Origin of the sequence: Pontibacter saemangeumensis, assembly GCF_039541895.1 — a bacterium.
Classification (GTDB): domain Bacteria; phylum Bacteroidota; class Bacteroidia; order Cytophagales; family Hymenobacteraceae; genus Pontibacter; species Pontibacter saemangeumensis.
The window spans coordinates 53,930-75,281 of the sequence record NZ_BAABHC010000003.1; the positions used below are offsets into that span (position 1 = coordinate 53,930).

Below are 21,352 nucleotides of genomic sequence, written 5' to 3' on the forward strand. Positions count from 1 at the left end.
GCTGAATTGTAATTCTGAATGATCAGCTTGAGGGTGTTTAAATTTCAACTTTCTAACTCTCTAACTTTGTAACTCTTTAACTTTCTAACTCCTCCGGTTATCTTTAGCCAAGTTCTCTTTAAAGTATATATGCTCACATTTCAGCAAATCGCTTCTATCGTCCAAGGCCAGGTGGTGCAGTCGGCACAGCCGCTGCCTGTCATTCACCTGCTCACCGACAGCCGCAAGCTTTCGCAACCGGCGGGCACCCTGTTCTTCGCCATCCGGGGCAGGTACAACGACGGCCACAAATACCTGGAGCAGTTATATGCGCAAGGGGTGAGGCAACTGGTGGTGGAGCAGGGAGAGCCGGGAGAGCTGAAGCATTTATACCCGGAGGCGAATATCCTGCTGGTGGAGAACGGGCTGGAGGCGCTGCAAAAGCTGGCCGCGTGGCACCGGGCGCAGTTTTCCGTCCCAGTGATCGGGATAACGGGCAGCAACGGTAAAACCATCGTGAAGGAGTGGCTGGCGCAGCTGCTGAGCCCGGACGAGATGGTGGTGAAAAGCCCGCGCAGCTACAATTCGCAGCTGGGCGTGCCGCTGAGCGTGTGGCAGCTGGATCAGAACCACACTTACGCCATTTTTGAGGCCGGCATCTCGCAGCCCGGCGAAATGGAAAAGTTGCAGCGCATCATCCAGCCAACCTTGGGCATCTTCACCAACATCGGCAGCGCCCACGACGAAGGGTTTACATCCCATCAGCAGAAGGCGGCCGAGAAGCTGAAGCTTTTTAAAGATGTGGAGCTGCTGTTTTACTGCGCCGACCATGCCTTGGTGCACGAGGCGGTGCAGGCGCAGGGCATCCAGGCCTTCACCTGGTCGCGCACGCAACCCGCTGATGTCACCATTACAGCCAGCACCTCCGTTGGCCACAAAACCATTATCGAGTATCTATATAAGCATGAAAAGCAGCGGCTGGCCATTCCGTTTACCGACGAGGCCTCGGTGGAGAACGCACTCCATTGCCTGTCGGTGCTGCTGTACCGCCACCTGCCGCTCTCCGAGATCCAGGACCGCCTGGACCGCCTGCACCCCGTGGCCATGCGCCTCGAGATGAAGGAGGCCATCAACGGCTGCTACCTCATCGACGACACCTACAACAACGATCTTGCCGGTCTGGCCATTGCCCTCGATCTGCTGGTGAACCAGCCGCAGCGGGGCAGGCACACCATTATCCTTTCCGATCTGCTGGAGTCAGGCTTGCCCGAGGAGAAGCTCTATAAGCAGGTGGCGGAGTTGGTGGAGGCCCGGGGCGTGGAGCGGTTGCTAGCCATCGGCGAAAAGATCAGTCGTTACAGCAGCCTGTTCCGGGTTCCGGCGGAGTTTTATAGATCCACCGCAGATTTTCTGGCCCAGTTTAACCCGGCAAGGTTTCGGGATGAGCTGATCCTGGTGAAGGGTGCGCGCGTGTTCGGCTTTGAGAAGATTGTGCAGGCTTTCCAGCAGAAAGTACATGGTACGGTGCTGGAGGTAAACCTGGATGCGCTGGTGCACAACCTCAACTACTACCGCTCCAAACTCGCCCCGGACACCAAACTGATGGTGATGGTAAAAGCCTTTGCCTACGGCAGCGGCAGCTTCGAGGTGGCTAACCTGTTGCAGTTCCACCGCGTCGATTACCTGGCCGTGGCCTATGTGGACGAGGGCGTGACGCTGCGCGAGCACGGCATTACGCTGCCCATTATGGTGATGAACCCCTCGCCGGACAGTTTCGCGAAGCTGCGGCAGTACAGCCTGGAGCCGGAGCTATATGCCCTGGAGCAATTGCAGGCCTATATGGCATCGTTGTCGGGAACGGCTCTATATAAAATACACCTGAAACTGGACACCGGGATGCACCGGCTTGGTTTTACAGCGGATGACTTTGAAGCCCTTTTTGCCCTGCTGCGGCAGCACCCGCAGGTGCAGGTGGTGAGTGCCTTCAGCCACCTGGCCGGTGCCGATGAGGCGGTGCACAACGACTTTTCGCAGCAGCAGATCAGCAAGTTCCGGGCAATGGCCGCCGAGGTAGAGGAGCAGCTGGGATATAAAGTCATCAAGCATATCCTCAACTCGGCAGGCATTGTGCGCTTCCCGGAGCACCAGTTGGACATGGTGCGCCTGGGCATCGGCATATATGGCGTGGAGGCAACCGGCAGTGAACAGGAGGCGCTGCGGCCGGTGAGCATGCTCAAAACCACGGTGTCGCAGGTAAAGCATATAAGCCGGGGCGAAACGGTGGGTTACAGCCGCAAAGGCGTGGCCGAGGCAGACAAAACCATTGCCACCATCGCCATTGGCTACGCCGACGGCTACGACCGCCGCTTCAGCAACGGCATCGGGCATGTGCTCCTCCACGGGCAGCGCTGCCCGCTTATCGGCAACGTGTGCATGGATATGTGCATGGTGGACGTGACAGGGCTGCAGGTGAAAGCGGGCGACGAGGCGATCGTGTTCGGGCCGCAGCTCACGCTGGTGGAGTTGGCCAAAAGCATCGGCACGATCCCGTACGAGCTGCTCACGAATGTAAGCGCCCGGGTGAAGCGGGTTTTTTACTCGGAGTGATGTATTAAATTGGTGCACTAATGCTCTCCTGTTGCACCCCTTTGAATGCGGTAGGAGGGTGTTTGCAATGCGGACAGGATTTTGCAGGCATATCCAACCACCCCTGCCCCTCCTTGTCTAAGGAGGGGAGTTTTCCTTACTCCTTCTCCTTTCCCGCTTATTGCAAGCGTCTGGCTATATATGGTATGTTTGTTTTCACAACTGTATTGCCTGCTATAGTCTCTGAGTGTGGCGGAAGCAAGAACAGGCTCCCCTCCTTGGAGTAGCCTAAACGAGAATTTAGAGCTACTGAGCAAAGCTCTGAGGGGCAGGGGTGGTTGGACCAGGTATTCCGAACCTGCTGCGGGGCTTCATGTGCAATGAAATTTGGGAATGATATAAATGAAGAGATTAGCTATATGAATAAATTTTTTATAGGCGATTTTTTGGTTTTATCTTATAGCGCTTTACTCTGAAGGCCGCATCATATATCGGAATTGCCCTGTCTATATGAGAGATAACCCTTTCACTCCCACATCTTTTGCATCCTTGCAGCACATTCGCCTAATTCTTTTGCTTTAAAGTCGAACACCTCGTAACTTGCAGTTGTTTATAAACAGTCTAAATAAAAACAGTTAGAGGTGCGAAAAAAAGCAGAAGAGCAGCTGGGGCAAAAAAGTGTGCGCGACCTGAAAATAGGGGAGCAGGGCATAATCTGTTGCCTCAAAGACCCGGAAATGGGGCTGAAGCTGCTTGAGATGGGATGTATACCGGGCACGCAGGTGAAATTGAACAGCCGTGCGCCTTTGGGTGACCCCATCACGATCATCGTGAATGACTATACCCTCTCCCTGCGCTTAGACGAAGCCGAGACTATATTGCTCAAGCAGTAAACCAATTCCATGACTGTCGTAACTACCCAACCTGAGGTGCCGCAGGTCGAGAGGCCTTCTGTACAGCCATTTGTGCCTAAAATTGCCCTCATCGGCAATCCTAACTCAGGGAAAACATCGCTGTTTAACCAGCTGACGGGCCTCAACCAGAAGGTGGGCAATTTCCCGGGTGTTACGGTAGATAAAAAGACAGGCTACAGCCAGCTCACGCCAAAGCTGAAGGCGCAGATCATCGACCTGCCAGGAACGTACAGCCTCTACCCCAAATCCCTGGACGAGCGCGTAATCATCGACCTGCTCTATGACCCGGCCTCCAAACACTACCCCGACCTTGTGATCGTTACCGCCGATGCGTCTAACCTGAAGCGCAACCTGCTGCTGTTTTCGCAGCTCGTGGACCTGCGGATTCCGTCGGTGCTGGCCCTGAACATGGTGGACGTGGCCGAGCAGGAGGGCGTGAAGATAGATATACCCGCCCTGCACAGGGAGCTTGGCGTGCCGGTTATCCCGATGAACGCCCGCAAAGGCGTCGGCATTGCGGCGCTCAAGATTGTGATGACGCAGCAGCTGGAGCCGACGAAGGCGACTTTCTACGAGGTGCCGGCGGAGCTGAAGCCGATGCTGCAGCAGGTAAAGGCACGGTTCGGGCTGAACAACGAGTACCTGGCGCTGCAGTACGCGCACCACTACAAGAGCCTGAAGTTTCTGAAGGAGGAGGATGTGGCGTGGTTCGACGAGCAGCTGCAGCAGTCCGACTTCCACTCCATCACGTTGCAGGCCAACGAAACCGTTGCTCGTTACACCCGCATCAACGAGATGCTGCTCGATGTGGTGCGTGTGGAGAAGGCCGACAAGGACGAGAAGTTCAGCAACCGCCTCGACCAGATCCTGACGCACAAGATCTTTGGCTACCTGATTTTCTTCACCATCCTGTTCCTTATCTTCCAGGCCATCTTTGCCTGGGCCAGCTACCCCATGGACCTCATCGACCAGGGTATTGCCAGCCTGAACAGCCTGATCCAGGAGAACTTCGAGGGGCCGCTGGTGAACCTGCTGACCGAAGGCGTGATCGCCGGTTTGGGCGGCGTGCTCATCTTCGTGCCGCAGATCGCCATTCTCTTTGCCTTTATCGCCATCCTGGAGGAAACGGGGTATATGGCCCGGGTCACGTTTATGATGGACAAGATCATGCGCAAGTTCGGTCTGAACGGCAAAAGCGTGGTGCCGCTTATTTCCGGTGTGGCCTGTGCCGTGCCCGCTGTGATGTCGGCCCGCACGATAGAGAACTGGAAAGACCGCATGATCACGATCTTCGTGACACCGCTGATGAGCTGCTCGGCCCGCATCCCGGTATATACCGTGCTAATCGCGCTGGTGGTGCCGGAGAAGTACTACCTTGGTTTCCTCAACCTGCAGGGCCTGGTGCTGATGAGCTTATATGTGATCGGGTTCCTGGCGGCCATTTTCTCAGCCCTGCTGCTTAAAACTATCCTGAAGGCCCGCGAGCGCAGTTACTTCATCATGGAGTTCCCGGTATATAAGATGCCGCGCTGGAAGAATGTGGGGCTCACGATTGTGGAGAAATCCAAAGCGTTTGTGTTTGAGGCGGGGAAAGTGATTGTAGCCGTTTCCATTATCCTGTGGGTGATGGCCTCCTACGGCCCCGGCGATAACTTCGAGCAGGCGCGTGAGCGGGCGCTTGAGGAGGCGCAGGCCCAAAACCTGACCGAAGTGCAGACAGAGAACCTGATTGCCTCGCATCAACTGGAGTCGTCTTATGCCGGTGTTGTCGGGCGCACGATAGAGCCCGTTATCCGGCCGCTGGGCTACGACTGGAAAATCGGGATTGCGCTGCTGACTTCTTTCGCGGCCCGCGAGGTGTTTGTCGGGACCATCTCTACTATATATAGCATTGGGGAGGAGGAGAACGTGAGCACGATCAAAGACAAGCTGATGGCGGAGAAGGATGCGAACGGAGATCCGTTCTTCACGCCGGCCCGAGGTTTCTCCCTGATGATTTTCTATTTATTCGCAATGCAGTGTGTGAGCACGCTGGCCATCGTGCGCCGCGAAACCAAAAGCTGGACATGGCCACTGGCGCAGCTACTGTATATGAGCGGCCTTGCGTACGTGATGGCCTTTATCACCTACCAAGTCCTTAGCTGACCCGACAATCTTGATCCCAACAAGAAAGCCCCTGCTGCGCATCACAGCAGGGGCTTTCTTGTGTAAGGAAATCATATAAACTGCTGTCTTGCTTTTGTTTATGTTTATTTTTAATGACCGTATATACTATATATGTACCAATGCTTCATTGCAGATATGCGCCGGATAGAATCGGAATTAATCGAAACTCTTTAAATCTAACCTGTCTATTTTGCTTTCCGCTTCACCTCATGGATAGAATAAACCCAGGCAAATCTGGTAAAGAATTAATATATTTCATCTTATTTCTCTAAAGCAAGTACGATTATGAAAACGTGTATTCTTCCTTCCCTTTTCTTATTATGCTGTCTCTTCGGGGCGACAGACAGCGCCGCAGCGCAGGCGGCTTCCTCGGCTACAAAACAACTTCCTACCTATATAGGGGAGTTGCGAGGTTTTGTTGGGGATGGCCTTGGTCAATTTCGTTCTGTTCCGGCAGATGAAGTAGACTTAAATGAGCCAATGGTCATCGGAAACACTTTCCTGAATGAGGATTGGGAGAAGGCAAACCTGTACCTCACGTTCAACCGGAAACTTGAAAACCAGCACATGAAGTATGATATAGAGCAGAATCAGTTCCTGCTGCGCAACGACTCTGCCTCTGCAGAAGGTCCGGAAAACTTTGATGCCATCAGCGGGGTGTCTGTGCTGGCGTTTGAGATTGACGACCCGCTGGCAGGGAAAAAAATCTATTTGAATTCTGTTAACGCTGGCTTCACCGATGGGAGAACCCCGTATCCCGGTTTTTTGGAAGTTCTTGTAGAGGGACCGGTAAACTTATACCGCCAGGTGGAGACCTCTGTGCTTAGGGCCAACTACAATGTGGCGCTAAATGCCGGGGTAAAGAAGGACCGCATCGTCAAGAAAGAAGCTTTTTTTGTGAGGCGCGCTGCTGAGAAAGAACTCTATGAAATCAGCAACAATAAGAAGGATAACTTTCAGTTTTTTGACAAACAGCAGCAAGTTGAAAAATTTGTGAAGGAAAACAACATTAAGTTCAAGCAGCAGGAAGATCTCGTGAAGCTCGTTTCTTACTACAATGCGCTTTAAAGCAAAGAAATTCGCGCCTATATAGGTGGTGATGCTTTCTATACTGGCACATATAATTGAAATTCATATCAACTGCCTGTAAGGCTTTAAACTACTTCATAATCATATATATAGCATACAATAAATACTTGTTAGGTATCACTACCCTTTGCATTGGTAAGCAAAGCAGGACGAGGCTAGATTTTATATATAATAAACGCTGTCTTCATGAAACCTAAACGCAGTGCCATTATAGCAACTATTTGATAAATCAATTATATCACTTAAATATTGATAATTAGTCAATACTTAAGTGATATAATTGTTAATTTAATTAACATATAATTAAAATGATGCGTATTTATAAATCACAGGTGCTTATCGATTCTAAGATTTTATCAAATCAAGGATATAATATAATATAATATAATATATGAAGCGCTCTTAATTCTTGGTGTTGAAATTTATGACTTAATTTTTGGACTATACTGATGTGGTTGTAGCCTTTAGACATAGGCTTTAGTTTTCTATAATTTATTATAGTGCATGACATAAACTATTGCTGGAAAGCCAGCCTATAACTGGTCAAAGTAATAAGAAGCTGGTTTTTCTTCTGCATGAAGTTATGTCACTGTCTATAACTAATGTTATTATCCTCAAAAGCATATGAATATGTGATGAGTTTACCCTTGGTAATTCTACACTATTGTTATTGCTTTGTATAATTGAAACAAAGGCAGAAACATTCGGACTCACAGGGGTTTTATCTATGTGCCTGTGAGAAAAAATATTTTGCCGCCTAAATTTTAAGTACCAAACCTCAGCAGTCATAACAAAAGATTGCTTATAGAATGGTGGCAATAAAAGCGTTGTTTTTTTGCAGAAGTATTTAGGTAAGGAAGATTCTTTTGCATTAATGATTAAGGTTAAAAAATCTGTTGAAATCTATGAAAAAGTAAATATCTGTTTCATAAAATGTTGAGACGCTGAAAGGGAGTAAAACGAATAAAAAAGGTATGCATAAGCACATTAATTATTTGTTAATATCAACTAATTTAAATAAACTTGATGTAAATTTTGGCTAAGGCGTAAGTATATGAGGAGAAAATTACTTTTAAAAACTACATATCAAAGTCAACTTTATCTATTTACAGTTATAAAAAGCTCTTTTTTAAAAGGCGTCCTTTGTGACTGGCTACGGGCACACATTCCTGTTACCGTTATGGCCAAGGACACTCGCAGTGCCTTGGTTCTCCCCCTCCTGTAGCCAATATCCTGCAAGGCCGACTGCTTCCCGGCGCGGTGCAATTTATAACTCCGCCAGTTTAGCATTATGGCATAGTCAGGTACTGAAGTCCAGATATGGGGTGCCATATAGTCACACTGAAAACTACGGATTTTTGTTAATCACTCCCAGGTCGGGCCTGCCAAAGGTCTTTTTCACTTGAATTATTATACATGTTAAATTTTTATCAAACACTCACTTAAACAAACAACACAATGAGAAAAGCTTTAATGTTGTGCTTCTTTCTGATCTCCGTCCTGCTACAGCAGGCGATGGCTCAGAGCAGAACAGTAACGGGTACAGTAACTGACCAGGCGACTGGGCAGGGGCTTCCTGGAGTTGCTGTTATTGTAAAAGGAACTACAGTAGGTGCCACGACTGGTGTTAGCGGTGAATACTCTATTAATGTTCCTGATGCGAGCAGTACTTTGGAATTCCGCTTTATTGGCTACACTACAGTAGAACGCCCTGTAGGCAATGCCAGTAACATAGATGTGACCTTGGCTACAGACGCTGAGCAACTAAGCGAGGTGGTAGTAACTGCCCTCGGTATTGCCAGAGAAGAGAAATCAATTGGTTATTCTTCTCAGACAGTTAGCGGCGAAGAACTAAACCAGGTGCGCGAAACAAACATAGTAAACTCCCTTTCCGGTAGAGTTGCCGGTGTGCAGGTAGGTACCAACTCCGGTGCCATGGGTGGTTCTGCAAGAGTTACTATGAGAGGTGTCAGCTCTATCAGCGGCAACAACAACGCCCTTTTCGTGGTGGATGGTGTGCCGATCGAGAACTCTAACACTAACTCTACTGATCAGCAGCGTGGTGCCGGTGGTTACGATTACGGTAGTGCCATTCAGGACATCAACCCAAACGATATTGCAGAGGTTACGGTGCTGAAAGGTGCGGCCGCTACATCACTTTACGGTAGCCGCGGTGCCAACGGTGTGATTGTAATCACTACGAAAAAGGGTAATACTAAAGGTGGCTTGGGTGTTACTTACACCCTTGGTCTGACCTTAGACAAAGTTTCAGTCCTGCCTAAGTACCAGAACAAGTATGGCGGTGGTTACGAACTCTCGAAAATCTACAAGGATGAGAACCCTGAGGCTTTCCCTGAAGGAAGAGACGGTGCCTACAACGACAACGATGGAAAGGGAAGCTACGACCTGATTCCGGATTATGATGTGGATGAGTCTTGGGGACCTGCCTTTGAAGGACAGCTATACCGCCCTTACTGGAGCTGGGACCAGGAACTGGGCAACCCTAACTTTGGTGAACTTGCCAGATGGGAAGCAAAGCCGGATAACATCCGGGACTTCTTCGAGACAGGAACTACGCTGACAAACTCTGTTGCCGTGGACGGATCTAATGAAAAAGGTTCTTTCCGTTTATCCTACTCCAACCTCGATCAGAGCTCTATCCTTCCTAACTCAGAGCTGACACGCCACAACATCAGCTTTAACGGTGCTTATAACCTGTCAGAGAAACTGAATGTGTCTGCCAGCGCTAACTACATCACACACGAGGCAGTAGGCCGACCAGGTACTGGTTACGATGGCAGCAACGTACTGCAGCAGTTCACTCAGTGGGGCCAGAGACAACTGGATACAGACAGAGCGAAAAACTACATGCTCCCTGACGGTACGCAACTGACCTGGAACCGTACAGCCTGGGACAACCCGGCTCCGAAGTATTCTAACAACCCTTACTGGGTGCGCTACAGAAACTACCAGAGCGATAGCAGGGACCGCATATTCGGAAACGTGAACGCTAACTACAAGCTTACTGATTACCTGAGCGCAGATGTACGCGTGTCAACAGATACGTATTCTGAGACACAGGAGGAACGTATTGCTCCAGGTTCGCAGGAGATATCTGACTATACCCTATATAAGATAGACTTCATGGAGAACAACATCCAGGGTTTATTGAACTTCAATAAAGATCTTTCAGAGAGCTTCTCGTTGAACGCGTTTGTTGGAGGTAACAGAATGACCCGTAAGCGCGACATCTTCTCCGGTTCTACAGTGGATGGTTTGAGCTCAGAGGTATATAACCTTGGTGCTTCTATCGGTCGCCCAGATATAACTGACATAAAAACAGAGAAGCAGATCAACTCGGTGTTTGCCAGTGCTTCCTTAGGTTTCCAAGATCAGGTGTTCTTAGACCTGAGCGCCCGTAACGACTGGTCTTCAACTTTGCCAGAAGGTGAGAACTCCTATTTCTATCCTGCAGCATCACTTTCTTATGTGTTTACAGAGCTGATCGACGCTCCTTGGCTGAACATGGCAAAAGTGCGTGCAGCGGTCGCGCAGGTTGGTAACGACACGGATCCTTATAACACTATCCTCACTTACCAGCTACGTCAGCCATTCGGATCCGACTCAAGAGTATCTGTGCCAAATACATTGCCTAATGCAGAACTGAAGCCAGAGATCTCTACAGAATATGAGTTTGGTACTGAGTGGCGCGTATTCGACGATAGATTAGGCCTGAACGCTACTTATTACAACAGAATCACAGAAAACCAGATTATCCCGCTTAGCCTTTCTGCTGCCACCGGATATACTTTCCGTTACATCAACGCGGGTGAGGTAGAGAACAAAGGTTTTGAAGTGAACCTGTATGGTACACCAGTAAAAACAAGCGATTTTAGCTGGGATATCAATGTGAACTGGGCGAAGAACCAAAACAAAATTATTGAGCTTACAGAAGATCAGAATACCATGGTTATCACAAATGCTCCTTTTGCCGTTCGTCTTGAGGCACGTGAGGGAGAGTCGTTTGGCTCAATCATCGGTTACGACTTCAGATACAATGATGCAGGGGAGAAGATTGTGCTGGAGAATGGTACTTATGCCCGCTCTGCGGAGCAAGGTGTGATAGGCTCTATATTGCCAGACTTTACCGGCGGCGTAACCAACTCTTTTCGTTACAAAGGCCTGACGCTTTCCGCTCTTATTGACTTCCAGAAAGGTGGCGACTTCTTCTCAACTACGCAGATGTGGGGTCGTTATTCCGGTATGCTGGAAGAGACTGCTGAAGGAAACATTCGTGAGGAGGGCATCGTGGCACCGGGCGTTCTGGAAGATGGCACACCTAACACCAATGCCATCGATGCAGAAACTTATTTCTATGCCAACGGAGGCTACAGAGTACATGCTGTTGATATAGTTGACGCCAGCTATGTGTACCTGCGTGAGGCCAGTTTAGGCTACAGCCTGCCAACCAGCCTGACAGGCAAAACGCCTTTCAACAGCGTGAGATTAGCATTTGTAGGCAGAAACCTGTGGTTGATTGACTCTAATTCTAAGCACGTAGACCCATCTAACATCACGAACTCTATCACCAACGTGCAGGGTATTGAAGGTGGTGCCTTACCGTCCGTTCGTTCTTATGGATTTACATTAACGCTGGGACTGTAATTAATTAACCAAAGTTTTAAAATAGAATATATATGAAATTATATAACAAGCTACTTTTCGGGGCGGCACTTCTCACTACGGTGTCATGTACCGAAGACTTCGAGGAGATGAACGTGAGCCCGAACCAGCCTGCAAACGCGACATCGGCGCAACTATTGGCAACCGCGCAATACAACTTTGCCGATAACATCGGGGATGAGTGGAACAACGGCCGGATGGGTATGTACTATGCCCAGTACTGGTCCTCAACCCAGTACACTGATGAAAGCCGCTACCAAATACGGGAGGGCGTAAACCAGACCATGTGGAACACTTTCTATGCAGATGTACTGAGAGAACTTGTTGCCGCCCAAGCGATTGAGGCAGAGAACCAGGTGGTAGGTTACGAGAACCGTATTGCCATCGCGGAGATTTTCAAGGTGCTTACTTACCACTACCTCACGGATATATATGGCGGTCCTATTCCTTACTCAGAGGCCCTGAATGATGAGATCGCGACGCCTAAGTATGACACCGGTGAAGAGGTGTACCTGGGTCTGCTAAGCACGCTTGATGCACAAGTCGCCATTTTGGATGAGGCCAACCCTGGCTTTGGCAACGGCGACCTGGTATATGGCGGTGATGTGGCGATGTGGAAAAAGTTTGCAAACTCTCTTCGCTTGCGCATCGCGTTACGCATGATAGATGCAAACCCAGGTGCAGCAACTGAAGCGATCGCAAAGTCACTTGACCCAAGCAACGGGGGGCTTATCTCTTCTAATGCAGAAAGTGCCTTGTTCCGTTGGATACCGGGAGCACCAAACAACAACCCACTGGCAGAGGCTTTCAAAACAAGAATTGACTTCTCTATGTCTGAGCCGTTTGTGGAGTATCTGCAAAAGTATGACGACCCTCGCCTGATGGTGTACGCCGATCCGTTGTTAGGGACTACAGACAGCTATGTAGGTGAAGTATACGGCCTTGAAGCAGGTGACGGCAACTCTAACGGAGATCCAAAAGTAGTAAGCTTGCCTAGCGATTACGCTATCGGCGAGACTGCTCCTACCGTGATACTTGATTACGCAGAGGTTGAGTTCATGCTGGCTGAAATAGCAGCCCGCGGAATAGCTGGTGTAGATGGTACTGCCGAAGAACACTACAATGCTGGTATCGAGGCTTCTTTTGAGGCAGCCGGACTGAGTGATGCACAGTACCAGGCCTACCTGGCGGAAGTGCCTTATGTGGGTGGTGACCTGGAAACTGCCAAAGACGCTATCGGTTCTCAGAAATGGATCGCGATGTACGGTCAGGGCATTCAGGCTTGGTTAGAGCGCCTTCGACTGGACTTCGAAGACCCTTATACAGGAGAGGAAATCTTTGTAGCTCCAGCCGGCGGTTCAGTTGACCCCGATGTTACCCTAGTTCCGTTCCGTATGAGCTACCCAGTTACCGAGGCATCACTCAACGAAAGTAACTACAACGCCGCCGTGCAAGCGGTAGGTGGTACAAACAGCCTTGGTGCCAAGCCATGGTGGGATGTAGACTAGTTTGTGATATCAACATCATATAATGGCTGGCGGCTAAGAAATTAGTCCCGCTTAAGTAAAATAAATGGCTCCCGGTTACCGGGAGCCATTTATTTTATGGCTGAATATGGAATGGAAGCTGTGATTATTTTTCAGGTTGGATAATACACGACCTATATATAGAGTACTGATACCAGGCTGCAGGAGATATAGGGCCAAAATAAAATTAGCAACAATAGACCTCCTGCGGGTCTACTTATAGATCAGAAATACCGCCGGTTGCTTGTGTATATCCGGGAGCTTGCCTCGCCACTGCTGTATGGTTTTGGTCTGGATGAACTCGTGCTCAGGAGAGGTGATGTTGGCGGCGATGCACAGCCTTGTTTCCGGGTGAAGCGTCTGCACCAGGTCCTCGAGCAGCTTGTTGTTGCGGTAAGGCGTCTCCATGAAGATCTGCGTCTGGCTGTGCTGCTGCATCTCCTTCTCCAGGTGGCGCAGCGTTTGTGTGCGGTCCCGCTTCTCGATGGGGAGGTAGCCGTGGAAAGCGAACCGCTGCCCGTTGAAGCCACTGGCCATCAGGCTCAGCAGGATGGCCGACGGGCCGGCAAAGGGCACGACCCGGATGTTTTTCTGATGCGCAAGCTTCACCACCTCCGCGCCGGGGTCTGCCACACCGGGGCAGCCTGCCTCCGATATAATGCCCGCGTCTTTCCCCTCGTCCAGCAGCGGCTTCAGCGACGCCTGCACCTGCGCCGGGGTGGCATCTTTGTCCACCTGCACAAAGGTTAGCTCCTCTATCACCAGCTCCGGGCAGATGCTTTTCACAAAGCGACGAGCGGTGCGCAGGTTTTCCACGATAAAATACTGTAGGTGCCGCACGGTCTCCAACACTTGCGGGGATATCACCTTGTCTGCGGTGCCATCAGCCAGAACGGTGGGAATGAGATATAAAGTACCGGGTTTGATCATGCTGCAAGTTTATAAAAGATAACTTAGAGAAAAGTAAAAAGCTGCCCCGGGCATCCCTGAGGCAGCTCTTGATAAGCCAGGTACTGTAATAGCAGCAGCCTGTGCTCTATATATAGCGCTGCGGAAAGTAAGCGGCTGAAGCTGAACGCCATCCCAAAGCTATATATAAAAGGTATATATAGAAGCCACGTTGTGGCCGTTCCAGCAGCACCCTATTCTAAACCCCTTAGTGCTCCAGAAAGGTCGTCACCAGGTCATATACCTTGTCCGGGGCTTGGGCGTGTACCCAATGGCCCGCCTCTGGTATGGTCTCTACCTCCACCAACGTGAACAGGCGCTCGATGCTGCCATACACGTCCTCCGGCTTTATGTAGTTCGACTTGCCGCCCTTGATGAAAAGCGTGCTCTTCTTGAAAGGGACATCAGCGGTAATGGCGGCGCTGATGTTGTCGTAGTTGTTGGCGAGGGCGTCAATGTTCATGCGCCAGGCAAACGACTTGTCCTCCTTGCGGTACAGGTTCTTCATCAGGAACAGTCGCACGTACTCTTCCTTTATATGCTCGGAGAGCTGGGCGTCGATGTCGCTCCGGCTCGTCACCCCTTCCAACTTCACAGCTTGCAAGGCATCTATGATCTCGTCGTGGTGCGGCGGGTAAGCCTTCGGCGCGATGTCTACCACGATGAGTTTTGTGATACGGGTAGGGTAGTTAAGCGCGTATTTCATCGCCACTTTCCCGCCCATCGAATGGCCCATGATGGCCGGGGTGGGTATTTGCAGCGCATCCACCAGTTCCAGCACATCGGCGGCCATCAGGTCGTAGTCCTGCTCGTCGGCGTGTGGGGAGCGGCCGTGGTTGCGGAGGTCCACCAGGAAAACGTTGTAGTGCTCCGCGAAGCGGTTTGCCAGCGTTTGCCAGTTGTCCAGGGTGCCAAAAAGGCCATGCAGGATCAGCAGCGGCTGTCCGTGGCCCATTTCTTTATAGTGTAGTTTCATATGGTCTGGTGTCGGTAATCTATATATAAACTGTGCTTACGGAGAGAGGGCGGGAGGCGACGAACTTTATGCACCCAAAACTCCAGCATCCCTTACAGCACTTGTATCAGTTTCTCCGCCGCGTCCCGCTCCTTCAGCACGCCGAAGGGCTGCAGGTGCAGGCCATACTGCTCAAACACAGTCAGCACCTCCTCCCGGCCTGCCGGGTCAACGGCCACCAAAAGGCCGCCGCTGGTCTGTGGGTCGCAGAGCAGGTGTTTCTGCTCCGGCGTGAGGTCGGCTATCTTATGGCCGTAGCTGTCGAAGTTGCGGTGCGTGCCGCCTGGTATGGCTTTTTGCGCCATATACTCCAGCGCCTCTGGCAGCGCAGGCACTTTGTCGAAGTATATATCCGCCGCCAGGCGGCTGCCTTCGCACATCTCGGAGAGGTGGCCCAGCAGGCCGAAGCCGGTCACGTCGGTCATGGCTTTCACCTGTGGCAGCCGCCCGAGGTCGGCGCCGATTTTGTTCAGCTGCATCATCTGCTGCGGCGCAAGCTGGGCATGTTCCGGCTTCAGGATGCCTTTTTTTTGGGCGGTCGTCAGCATGCCCACACCCAGCGGTTTGGTGAGGTAAAGCTCGCAGCCGGCGGTGGCGGTGTCGTTCTGCTTCAGGTTTACGATGTCCACCATGCCCGTTACCGCCAGCCCGAAAATGGGCTCGGGGCTGTCGATGCTGTGGCCGCCCGCCAGCGGGATGCCGGCTTCGTGGCAGATGCTGCGGCTGCCCTCGATCACGCGCTTGGCCACCTCCGGGGCCAGCTTATCGATGGGCCAGCCCAGCACGGCAATCGCCATCATGGGCGTGCCGCCCATGGCATATACATCCGAAATAGCGTTGGCGGAGGCAATGCGGCCGAAGTCGTAGGCGTCGTCCACGATCGGCATGAAAAAGTCGGTGGTGCTGATGGCGGCGCGGCCGTTGCCGATGTCATATACCGCGGCATCGTCGCGGGAGCTGTTGCCGACCAGCAGGTTCTTGTTCTCCGGGTACGTGATGTCGGTGTGCAGGATGGCGTCGAGCACTTTCGGCGCGATTTTGCAGCCGCAGCCGGCGCCGTGGCTGTACTGGGTAAGGCGTATGGGTTGTTCTGCTGTCTCGTTCATATATAAAGTAAGTTATGCTGTTGGGCAAAGGCCAGTACCCGCTGCGCATTTTCCGCCGGGTCGATGCCGTCCAGCGGAAGGGGCAGCACCTGCTGCTTCCTTGCCAACTCATAGGTATAGGCTTTGTCGTAATAGGTGAGGGCGATCTCCACCATTTTCTCCATATCGCCGGAAGCAATGGCCTCCAGCGCCTCTTTGGTGGCCAGGCCGCCCAGCCTTTTCTTGATCTTCAGGATGGAGGCCTCCAGCAGCGCCTTGTCGGTGCGGCAGTATTCCTCGGCCAGTTTCTGCACGCGCAGTTGCTTCGGCAGCTCCAGCACAACCGTCGGCGATTCCTGCATCCGGTCGTAGAGAGGCTTGGGCATCACCACGCGGCCGATCGTGATGCTCTCATCCTCCAGCCATAGTGCCTGCCGCTCGTTCAGCTTCAACAGCTCCATGCCCAGTAAGTTCTCGAAGTGCTCTGTGCTGGGCTGTGGCGGCATCCCGATGCTCCCGAATGCGGAGCCCTTGTGGTTCGCCAGTTCTTCCAAATCAACTATTTGCTGCCCCAGTTGCTGCAGGTGCGGGAGCAGATCTGTTTTACCGCTGCCGGTCAGGCCGCCGATCACCAGTAGGGGCCACGGCTTCTGGAACTGCTCCTGCATCAGGTGGCGGTAAGCTTTGTAGCCGCCCTGCAGCAGGTGCACGTTGTAGCCGGAGAAGTTAAGCAGCCACGCCATGGCGCTGCTGCGCATGCCGCCGCGCCAGCAGTGCACCAGCAGTTCCTTGTCTTTCGCCAGCTTGCCCGCCTGCTTCACAAACCCCGACATCTTCGGCCCGAACAAATCGAGGCCCAGGAGCACTGCCGGGTCGTGGCCCTGCTGCTTGTAGGCGGTGCCGATCACGGCCCGCTGGGCATCATCAAAAATGGGGAACGAGTGCGCCTGCGGGATATGGCCCACCTCGTATTCTTTGGGTGCCCGCACGTCGAGCACCGGCAACGTGGCCGCCTTCTGTACAAATTCCTCGATGGATATCGTGTTCACCATGGGCTATTTTAACTGGCGCAGGTACAGCTGGATGGTGTTCTCCAGCCCAAAATACAGCGCATCGCAGATCAGGGCGTGGCCAATGCTTACCTCTGCCAGCCCCGGCAGGTTGTTTTTCAGGTATTTCAGGTTGTCGAGGTCCAGGTCGTGGCCGGCGTTGATGCCCAGCCCGAGCGCCTGCGCCTTGTGGGCGGCTTTGATATAGGGCGCGATGGCCTGCTCGCGGTTGGCGTGATAGCCTTTGGCGTAGGCCTCGGTATATAACTCAATCCGATCGGTTTCCACCAGTGCGGCGCCCTCCACCATTTCCTCTTTCGGGTCCACGAAGATGGAGACGCGCGTGCCGTGCTCCTTCAGCTCCAGGATGGTCTGCGTCAGGAAATCCTTGTGCCTGATAGTGTCCCAGCCGGCGTTGGAGGTGATGGCGTCGGGTGCATCCGGCACCAGCGTTACCTGCTCTGGCTTCACGTCCTTCACCAGCTTGATAAAGTCGGGGGTGGGATTTCCCTCGATGTTGAACTCCGTGGTCACGATCTCTTTCAGGTCATACACATCGCGGTAGCGGATATGGCGCTCGTCGGGGCGCGGGTGCACGGTGATGCCCTGCGCCCCGAACCGCTCGCAGTCTTTGGCGACTTGCACCACATTTGGCCTGTCGCCGCCGCGGGCGTTCCGTAGCGTGGCTATTTTGTTTATATTTACACTCAGTTTCGTCATGGATATATAAATTGTGCCGCAGGGGCTGTTTTCCTGCCTTGTGTATACGAATGACTAAATTAACGGAATTTTGTTTAAGATGCTTGCCTGTGGCTGCGGGCACAGTCCCGTATACGGGAGCACGTGCGGCGTAAACCGCAGCGAATCATAACCTATCACTCATCATCAATAAAAAACTATGACTTTAAAAGAACGCATCGATGCGGACATTAAGCAAGCCATGCTGGCCAAAGAAAAAGGGCGTTTGCAGGCGCTTCGCAGCATCAAGTCACAAATACTGCTCGCCGAAACAGAGAAAGGCGGCACCGAGGGTATCTCCACCGACACCGAAATGAAGCTGCTGACGAAAGCCGCCAAGCAGCGCCGCGAGTCAGCCATTCTTTACGCGGAGCAGGGCCGCACCGATTTAGAGGAAGTGGAACTGGCCGAACTGGCTGTGATAGAGGAGTACCTGCCGCAGCAGTTGGACGAGGGCGACCTGCGCACACGGTTGCTGGAGATTATACAGCGTGTGGGGGCCACCGGTCCGTCCGATATGGGCAAAGTAATGGGCGTGGCCTCCAAAGAGCTGGCCGGTCAGGCAGACGGAAGGGCCATTTCCAGCGCTGTCGGCAGCCTGCTGAACAACACCGATTTTTAAATTGAGAGCCTTCCGGCACAAGCTGTTTGACAGCACTAGCCGGAAGGCCTTTAAAGTAATCAGGATATAATGGCGGCGAGTGCGGGATTATAGTATCTTGTGCCTTCATCCTGTCGCTTTTCATTTATCATGAGTACGTTCGATTTTTTCCTGGCAATCCCGATTGCCTATGGCGCTTTTCAGGGCTTCCGGAAAGGCCTCCTGCTGGAACTTGTATCGTTGGTGGCGCTGGTGCTGGCCATCCTGGGCGGCCTCAAACTGCTGGACACCGCCCTGCCCATGATGGAAGGCTTCGTGGGCGATGCGCATGGTTTGCTCCCCTATGTCACGTTCCTGATCGTGTTCGTGGGCATTATCCTGCTCATCCACCTTGGGGGGCTGCTGCTCAAGAAGGTCATCGACTTCACCCCGTTCGGGTTCTTCGACAATTTCCTGGGGGCCGTGCTGGGCGCGCTGAAGTGGTGCCTGGCGCTGAGCCTGCTGCTGTACGTGTCTGATATGGCCGGCATCAGCGTGTCGTCCGAGACAGCCACGGCATCGATGGTGTACCCCGTGGTGCTCAAAAGCACCCCCTATGCGCTGGACATCCTGAGCTACGTGCTCCCCTTCGTAAAGGCCCTGATTACCTCGCTGAAGCATCATTTTTAGAGTTAGAAAGTTAGTGGGTTAGGTTAAAGAGGGCTTGTGAAGAAGAAGCCATCAATTAAGGACAATCTCAGCTCTACTGAAACTAACTCTATTTGACAGGTACTATTATATATATAGCTACCGCCCATAAATTATATAACTCTCAATCTTTCTAATCTCTTTAACTTTCTAACCCCCAAACTCTCTAACTCCTAAACTCTCCCCATGTTGCTCCTGCTCGACAATTTCGACTCGTTCACCTACAACCTGGTGGATTACTTCGGGCAACTGGGAGTGACGGCGAACGTGGCGCGGAACGATGTGCCCCTGCAGGACATACAGCGTTTGCCAGTAGAGGCCATCGTGCTTTCGCCGGGACCGGGCACACCGCAGGGAGCAGGGTCGATGCTGGAGGTTATCCATCACTATCATGCGCAGGTGCCGATGCTGGGCATATGCCTGGGCCACCAGGCGCTGGGAGAGTTTTTCGGGGCCACGCTGGAAAAGGGCCTGAAGCCCATGCACGGTAAAATATCCGAAATCATATGTGCGCCTGACCCGATTTTTGAGGGGTTGCCACAAAAGATGCCTGTCGTGCGTTACCATTCCCTGGTGCTGCGGCACACGCCGGAAAGCATTCTGCCGCTGGCGCACACGCAGGAAGGGGAGTTGATGGCGTTCCGGCACAAGGCACTGCCGCTGTATGCGCTGCAGTTTCACCCGGAGGCAGCATTAACGACATATGGTTTGCACATGCTCCGAAATTGGCTTACTATTGCTAATATTGCACCGTAAATTGACCGTATACCGCAAGAATACGTTTCTTTCAATAAGATTTGACGCTACATGGATTTACAAATCAGGCAGGAAGGGGATTTCCAATATATAGACGAAGGAGAAGGTGAAGTATTGCTGTTGCTGCACGGGCTGTTCGGGGCGCTGAGCAACTGGAACGGTGTGGTAGCGCATTTCTCCCGAAACTACCGGGTTGTGATTCCGCTGATGCCTATATATGAAATGGCGCTGCACAAGGCCGGGGTGCCGGGGCTGGTGTCGTTTGTAGAGGATTTTGTGAAACTGAAGAAGCTGAAAGACCTGACTTTGCTGGGCAACTCGCTGGGAGGGCATGTGGCGCTGGTATATGCCCTGCAGAACGCGGCCATGGTGCAGCGGCTGGTGCTGACGGGAAGCTCGGGCCTGTTCGAGGACTCCATGGGCGGCTCCTTTCCGAAGCGCGGCAATTATCAGTATGTGGAGGAGCGCGTCGGGTATACCTTTTACAACCCCAAAACGGCTACGAAAGAGCTGGTGGATGAGGTTTTCTCCATCACCAACAGCAATGCCAAGTGCCTTCGTATCATCGCCATTGCCAAGTCGGCGCAGCGCCACAACATGGCAAAGGACATTACAAACATTAAGGTGCCCACGCTGTTAATATGGGGACTGAACGACACGATCACGCCTCCGCTTGTTGGCCACGAATTTAATAGGCTTATTCAGAATTCTGAGTTATATTTCATTGATAAGTGCGGGCATGCCCCCATGATGGAACATCCGGAGAAGTTTAACAGTATTTTAGAAAAGTATTTAGCCAGAACCCCTATAACCGCGCCAGCCACATGATCGCAGAAGAACTCATCAACCAAATGATTCCGCCGCTGAAGCTCTACGACACCGTCGAGAAGGCTTTGCGTTGGATGGATGAGTTCCGCGTAAACGAGTTGCCCGTGGTCAGCAACCGCAAGTATATGGGCCTGGCCACCGAGCATCGTCTCATCGAGTTGACTGACCGCAGCCAGGCCTTGAAGGAGCTGGAGCTGGAGCACCAGGACGTGCACGTGTTGCAGCGCCAGCACTTTTATGATGTGATGGAGGCGGCCATCAAAAACAAGATCCAGGTGGTGCCCGTGCTGGACGAGGAGCAGGAGTACATCGGCATCATCACCATCAATGACACCATCGCGGCCTTCGGGCAGATGTCGGCGCTGCAGGGGCAGGGCAGCATCCTGGTGCTCTCGATGCCGGAACGGGATTATTCCCTGAGCCAGATCAGCCGCCTGATCGAGGAGGAGAACGTGAAGATCTTGAGCGCCTATGTGTCGCCGGATGAAATGGACCCTTACAATATCAAGCTTACACTGAAACTGAACACCACCGACCCGTCCCGCATCATCGCCACGCTCGAGCGCTTCGAGTACCGCATCACTGCCCAGTTTAACGATAGCAGCGACAACGACGTGGGCCGCGACCGGCTGGACATGCTGCTCAAGTACCTCGATATTTAGATCTGCGCGGTGATGCAACTGCGTAGCCTTCTCTTCTTTT

Annotated in this window: 16 protein-coding genes; 11 read left to right on the forward strand and 5 right to left on the reverse strand. The window is 52.2% G+C overall.

The annotated features are described in order from the left end of the window. Positions 1-129 precede the first annotated feature (129 nt). From ABD920_RS04025 to ABD920_RS04050, 6 genes are all read left to right on the forward strand, one after another. Positions 130-2,586, forward strand: a complete 2,457-nt coding sequence (locus ABD920_RS04025) for a bifunctional UDP-N-acetylmuramoyl-tripeptide:D-alanyl-D-alanine ligase/alanine racemase (RefSeq protein ID WP_345156965.1) — start codon at positions 130-132, stop codon at positions 2,584-2,586. 620 nt (positions 2,587-3,206) lie between these two features. Next, positions 3,207-3,458, forward strand: coding sequence for a FeoA family protein (locus ABD920_RS04030; protein WP_345156966.1), 252 nt, complete (start codon positions 3,207-3,209; stop codon positions 3,456-3,458). A gap of 9 nt (positions 3,459-3,467) precedes the next feature. Then, complete coding sequence (feoB, locus tag ABD920_RS04035) at positions 3,468-5,624, forward strand: ferrous iron transport protein B (RefSeq protein WP_345156969.1); 2,157 nt, start codon at positions 3,468-3,470, stop codon at positions 5,622-5,624. Between the two features lie 306 nt (positions 5,625-5,930). Next, complete coding sequence (locus ABD920_RS04040; RefSeq protein WP_345156970.1) at positions 5,931-6,713, forward strand: hypothetical protein; 783 nt, start codon at positions 5,931-5,933, stop codon at positions 6,711-6,713. A gap of 1,536 nt (positions 6,714-8,249) precedes the next feature. Continuing rightward, entirely contained in the window at positions 8,250-11,399 is a 3,150-nt protein-coding gene (locus tag ABD920_RS04045) for a SusC/RagA family TonB-linked outer membrane protein (protein ID WP_345157110.1), read from the forward strand. A 32-nt stretch (positions 11,400-11,431) separates the two neighbouring features. Continuing rightward, positions 11,432-12,925: a SusD/RagB family nutrient-binding outer membrane lipoprotein gene (locus ABD920_RS04050; RefSeq protein WP_345156971.1), complete on the forward strand. Its 1,494-nt coding sequence runs from the start codon at positions 11,432-11,434 to the stop codon at positions 12,923-12,925. A 231-nt stretch (positions 12,926-13,156) separates the two neighbouring features. Here ABD920_RS04050 and ABD920_RS04055 read toward each other — a convergent pair whose 3' ends face one another. From ABD920_RS04055 to ABD920_RS04075, 5 genes are all read right to left on the reverse strand, one after another. Continuing rightward, positions 13,157-13,873, reverse strand: a complete 717-nt coding sequence (locus ABD920_RS04055) for an SAM-dependent methyltransferase (RefSeq protein WP_345156973.1) — start codon at positions 13,871-13,873, stop codon at positions 13,157-13,159. A gap of 226 nt (positions 13,874-14,099) precedes the next feature. Beyond that, the gene (locus ABD920_RS04060) at positions 14,100-14,867 is read right to left on the reverse strand and encodes an alpha/beta fold hydrolase (RefSeq protein WP_345156974.1); all 768 of its coding nucleotides are present in this window, start codon (positions 14,865-14,867) and stop codon (positions 14,100-14,102) included. 92 nt (positions 14,868-14,959) lie between these two features. Next, a complete protein-coding gene (selD, locus tag ABD920_RS04065) occupies positions 14,960-16,012 on the reverse strand; it encodes a selenide, water dikinase SelD (RefSeq protein ID WP_345156975.1) in 1,053 nt (350 codons plus the stop codon). Next, on the reverse strand, positions 16,009-17,043 hold the full coding sequence (mnmH, locus tag ABD920_RS04070; protein WP_345156976.1) for a tRNA 2-selenouridine(34) synthase MnmH: 1,035 nt from the start codon (positions 17,041-17,043) through the stop codon (positions 16,009-16,011). Before mnmH ends, selD begins: the two co-directional genes overlap by 4 nt. Positions 17,044-17,046: 3 nt before the next feature. Then, positions 17,047-17,760: a pyridoxine 5'-phosphate synthase gene (locus ABD920_RS04075; RefSeq protein ID WP_345156977.1), complete on the reverse strand. Its 714-nt coding sequence runs from the start codon at positions 17,758-17,760 to the stop codon at positions 17,047-17,049. 178 nt (positions 17,761-17,938) lie between these two features. On the opposite strand from ABD920_RS04075, the gene ABD920_RS04080 reads away from it, so the two are divergent. From ABD920_RS04080 to ABD920_RS04100, 5 genes are all read left to right on the forward strand, one after another. Further along, positions 17,939-18,400 (forward strand): GatB/YqeY domain-containing protein, encoded by a 462-nt coding sequence (locus tag ABD920_RS04080; RefSeq protein WP_345156979.1) that lies wholly within the window; start codon positions 17,939-17,941, stop codon positions 18,398-18,400. A 129-nt stretch (positions 18,401-18,529) separates the two neighbouring features. Then, positions 18,530-19,048, forward strand: coding sequence for a CvpA family protein (locus ABD920_RS04085; protein WP_345156981.1), 519 nt, complete (start codon positions 18,530-18,532; stop codon positions 19,046-19,048). 204 nt (positions 19,049-19,252) lie between these two features. Next, entirely contained in the window at positions 19,253-19,822 is a 570-nt protein-coding gene (locus ABD920_RS04090) for an anthranilate synthase component II (RefSeq protein WP_345156982.1), read from the forward strand. 51 nt (positions 19,823-19,873) lie between these two features. Then, entirely contained in the window at positions 19,874-20,650 is a 777-nt protein-coding gene (locus ABD920_RS04095; RefSeq protein WP_345156983.1) for an alpha/beta fold hydrolase, read from the forward strand. Then, positions 20,647-21,312: a CBS domain-containing protein gene (locus ABD920_RS04100; RefSeq protein ID WP_345156984.1), complete on the forward strand. Its 666-nt coding sequence runs from the start codon at positions 20,647-20,649 to the stop codon at positions 21,310-21,312. The genes ABD920_RS04095 and ABD920_RS04100 overlap by 4 nt, the downstream gene beginning before the upstream one ends. Positions 21,313-21,352 lie beyond the last annotated feature (40 nt).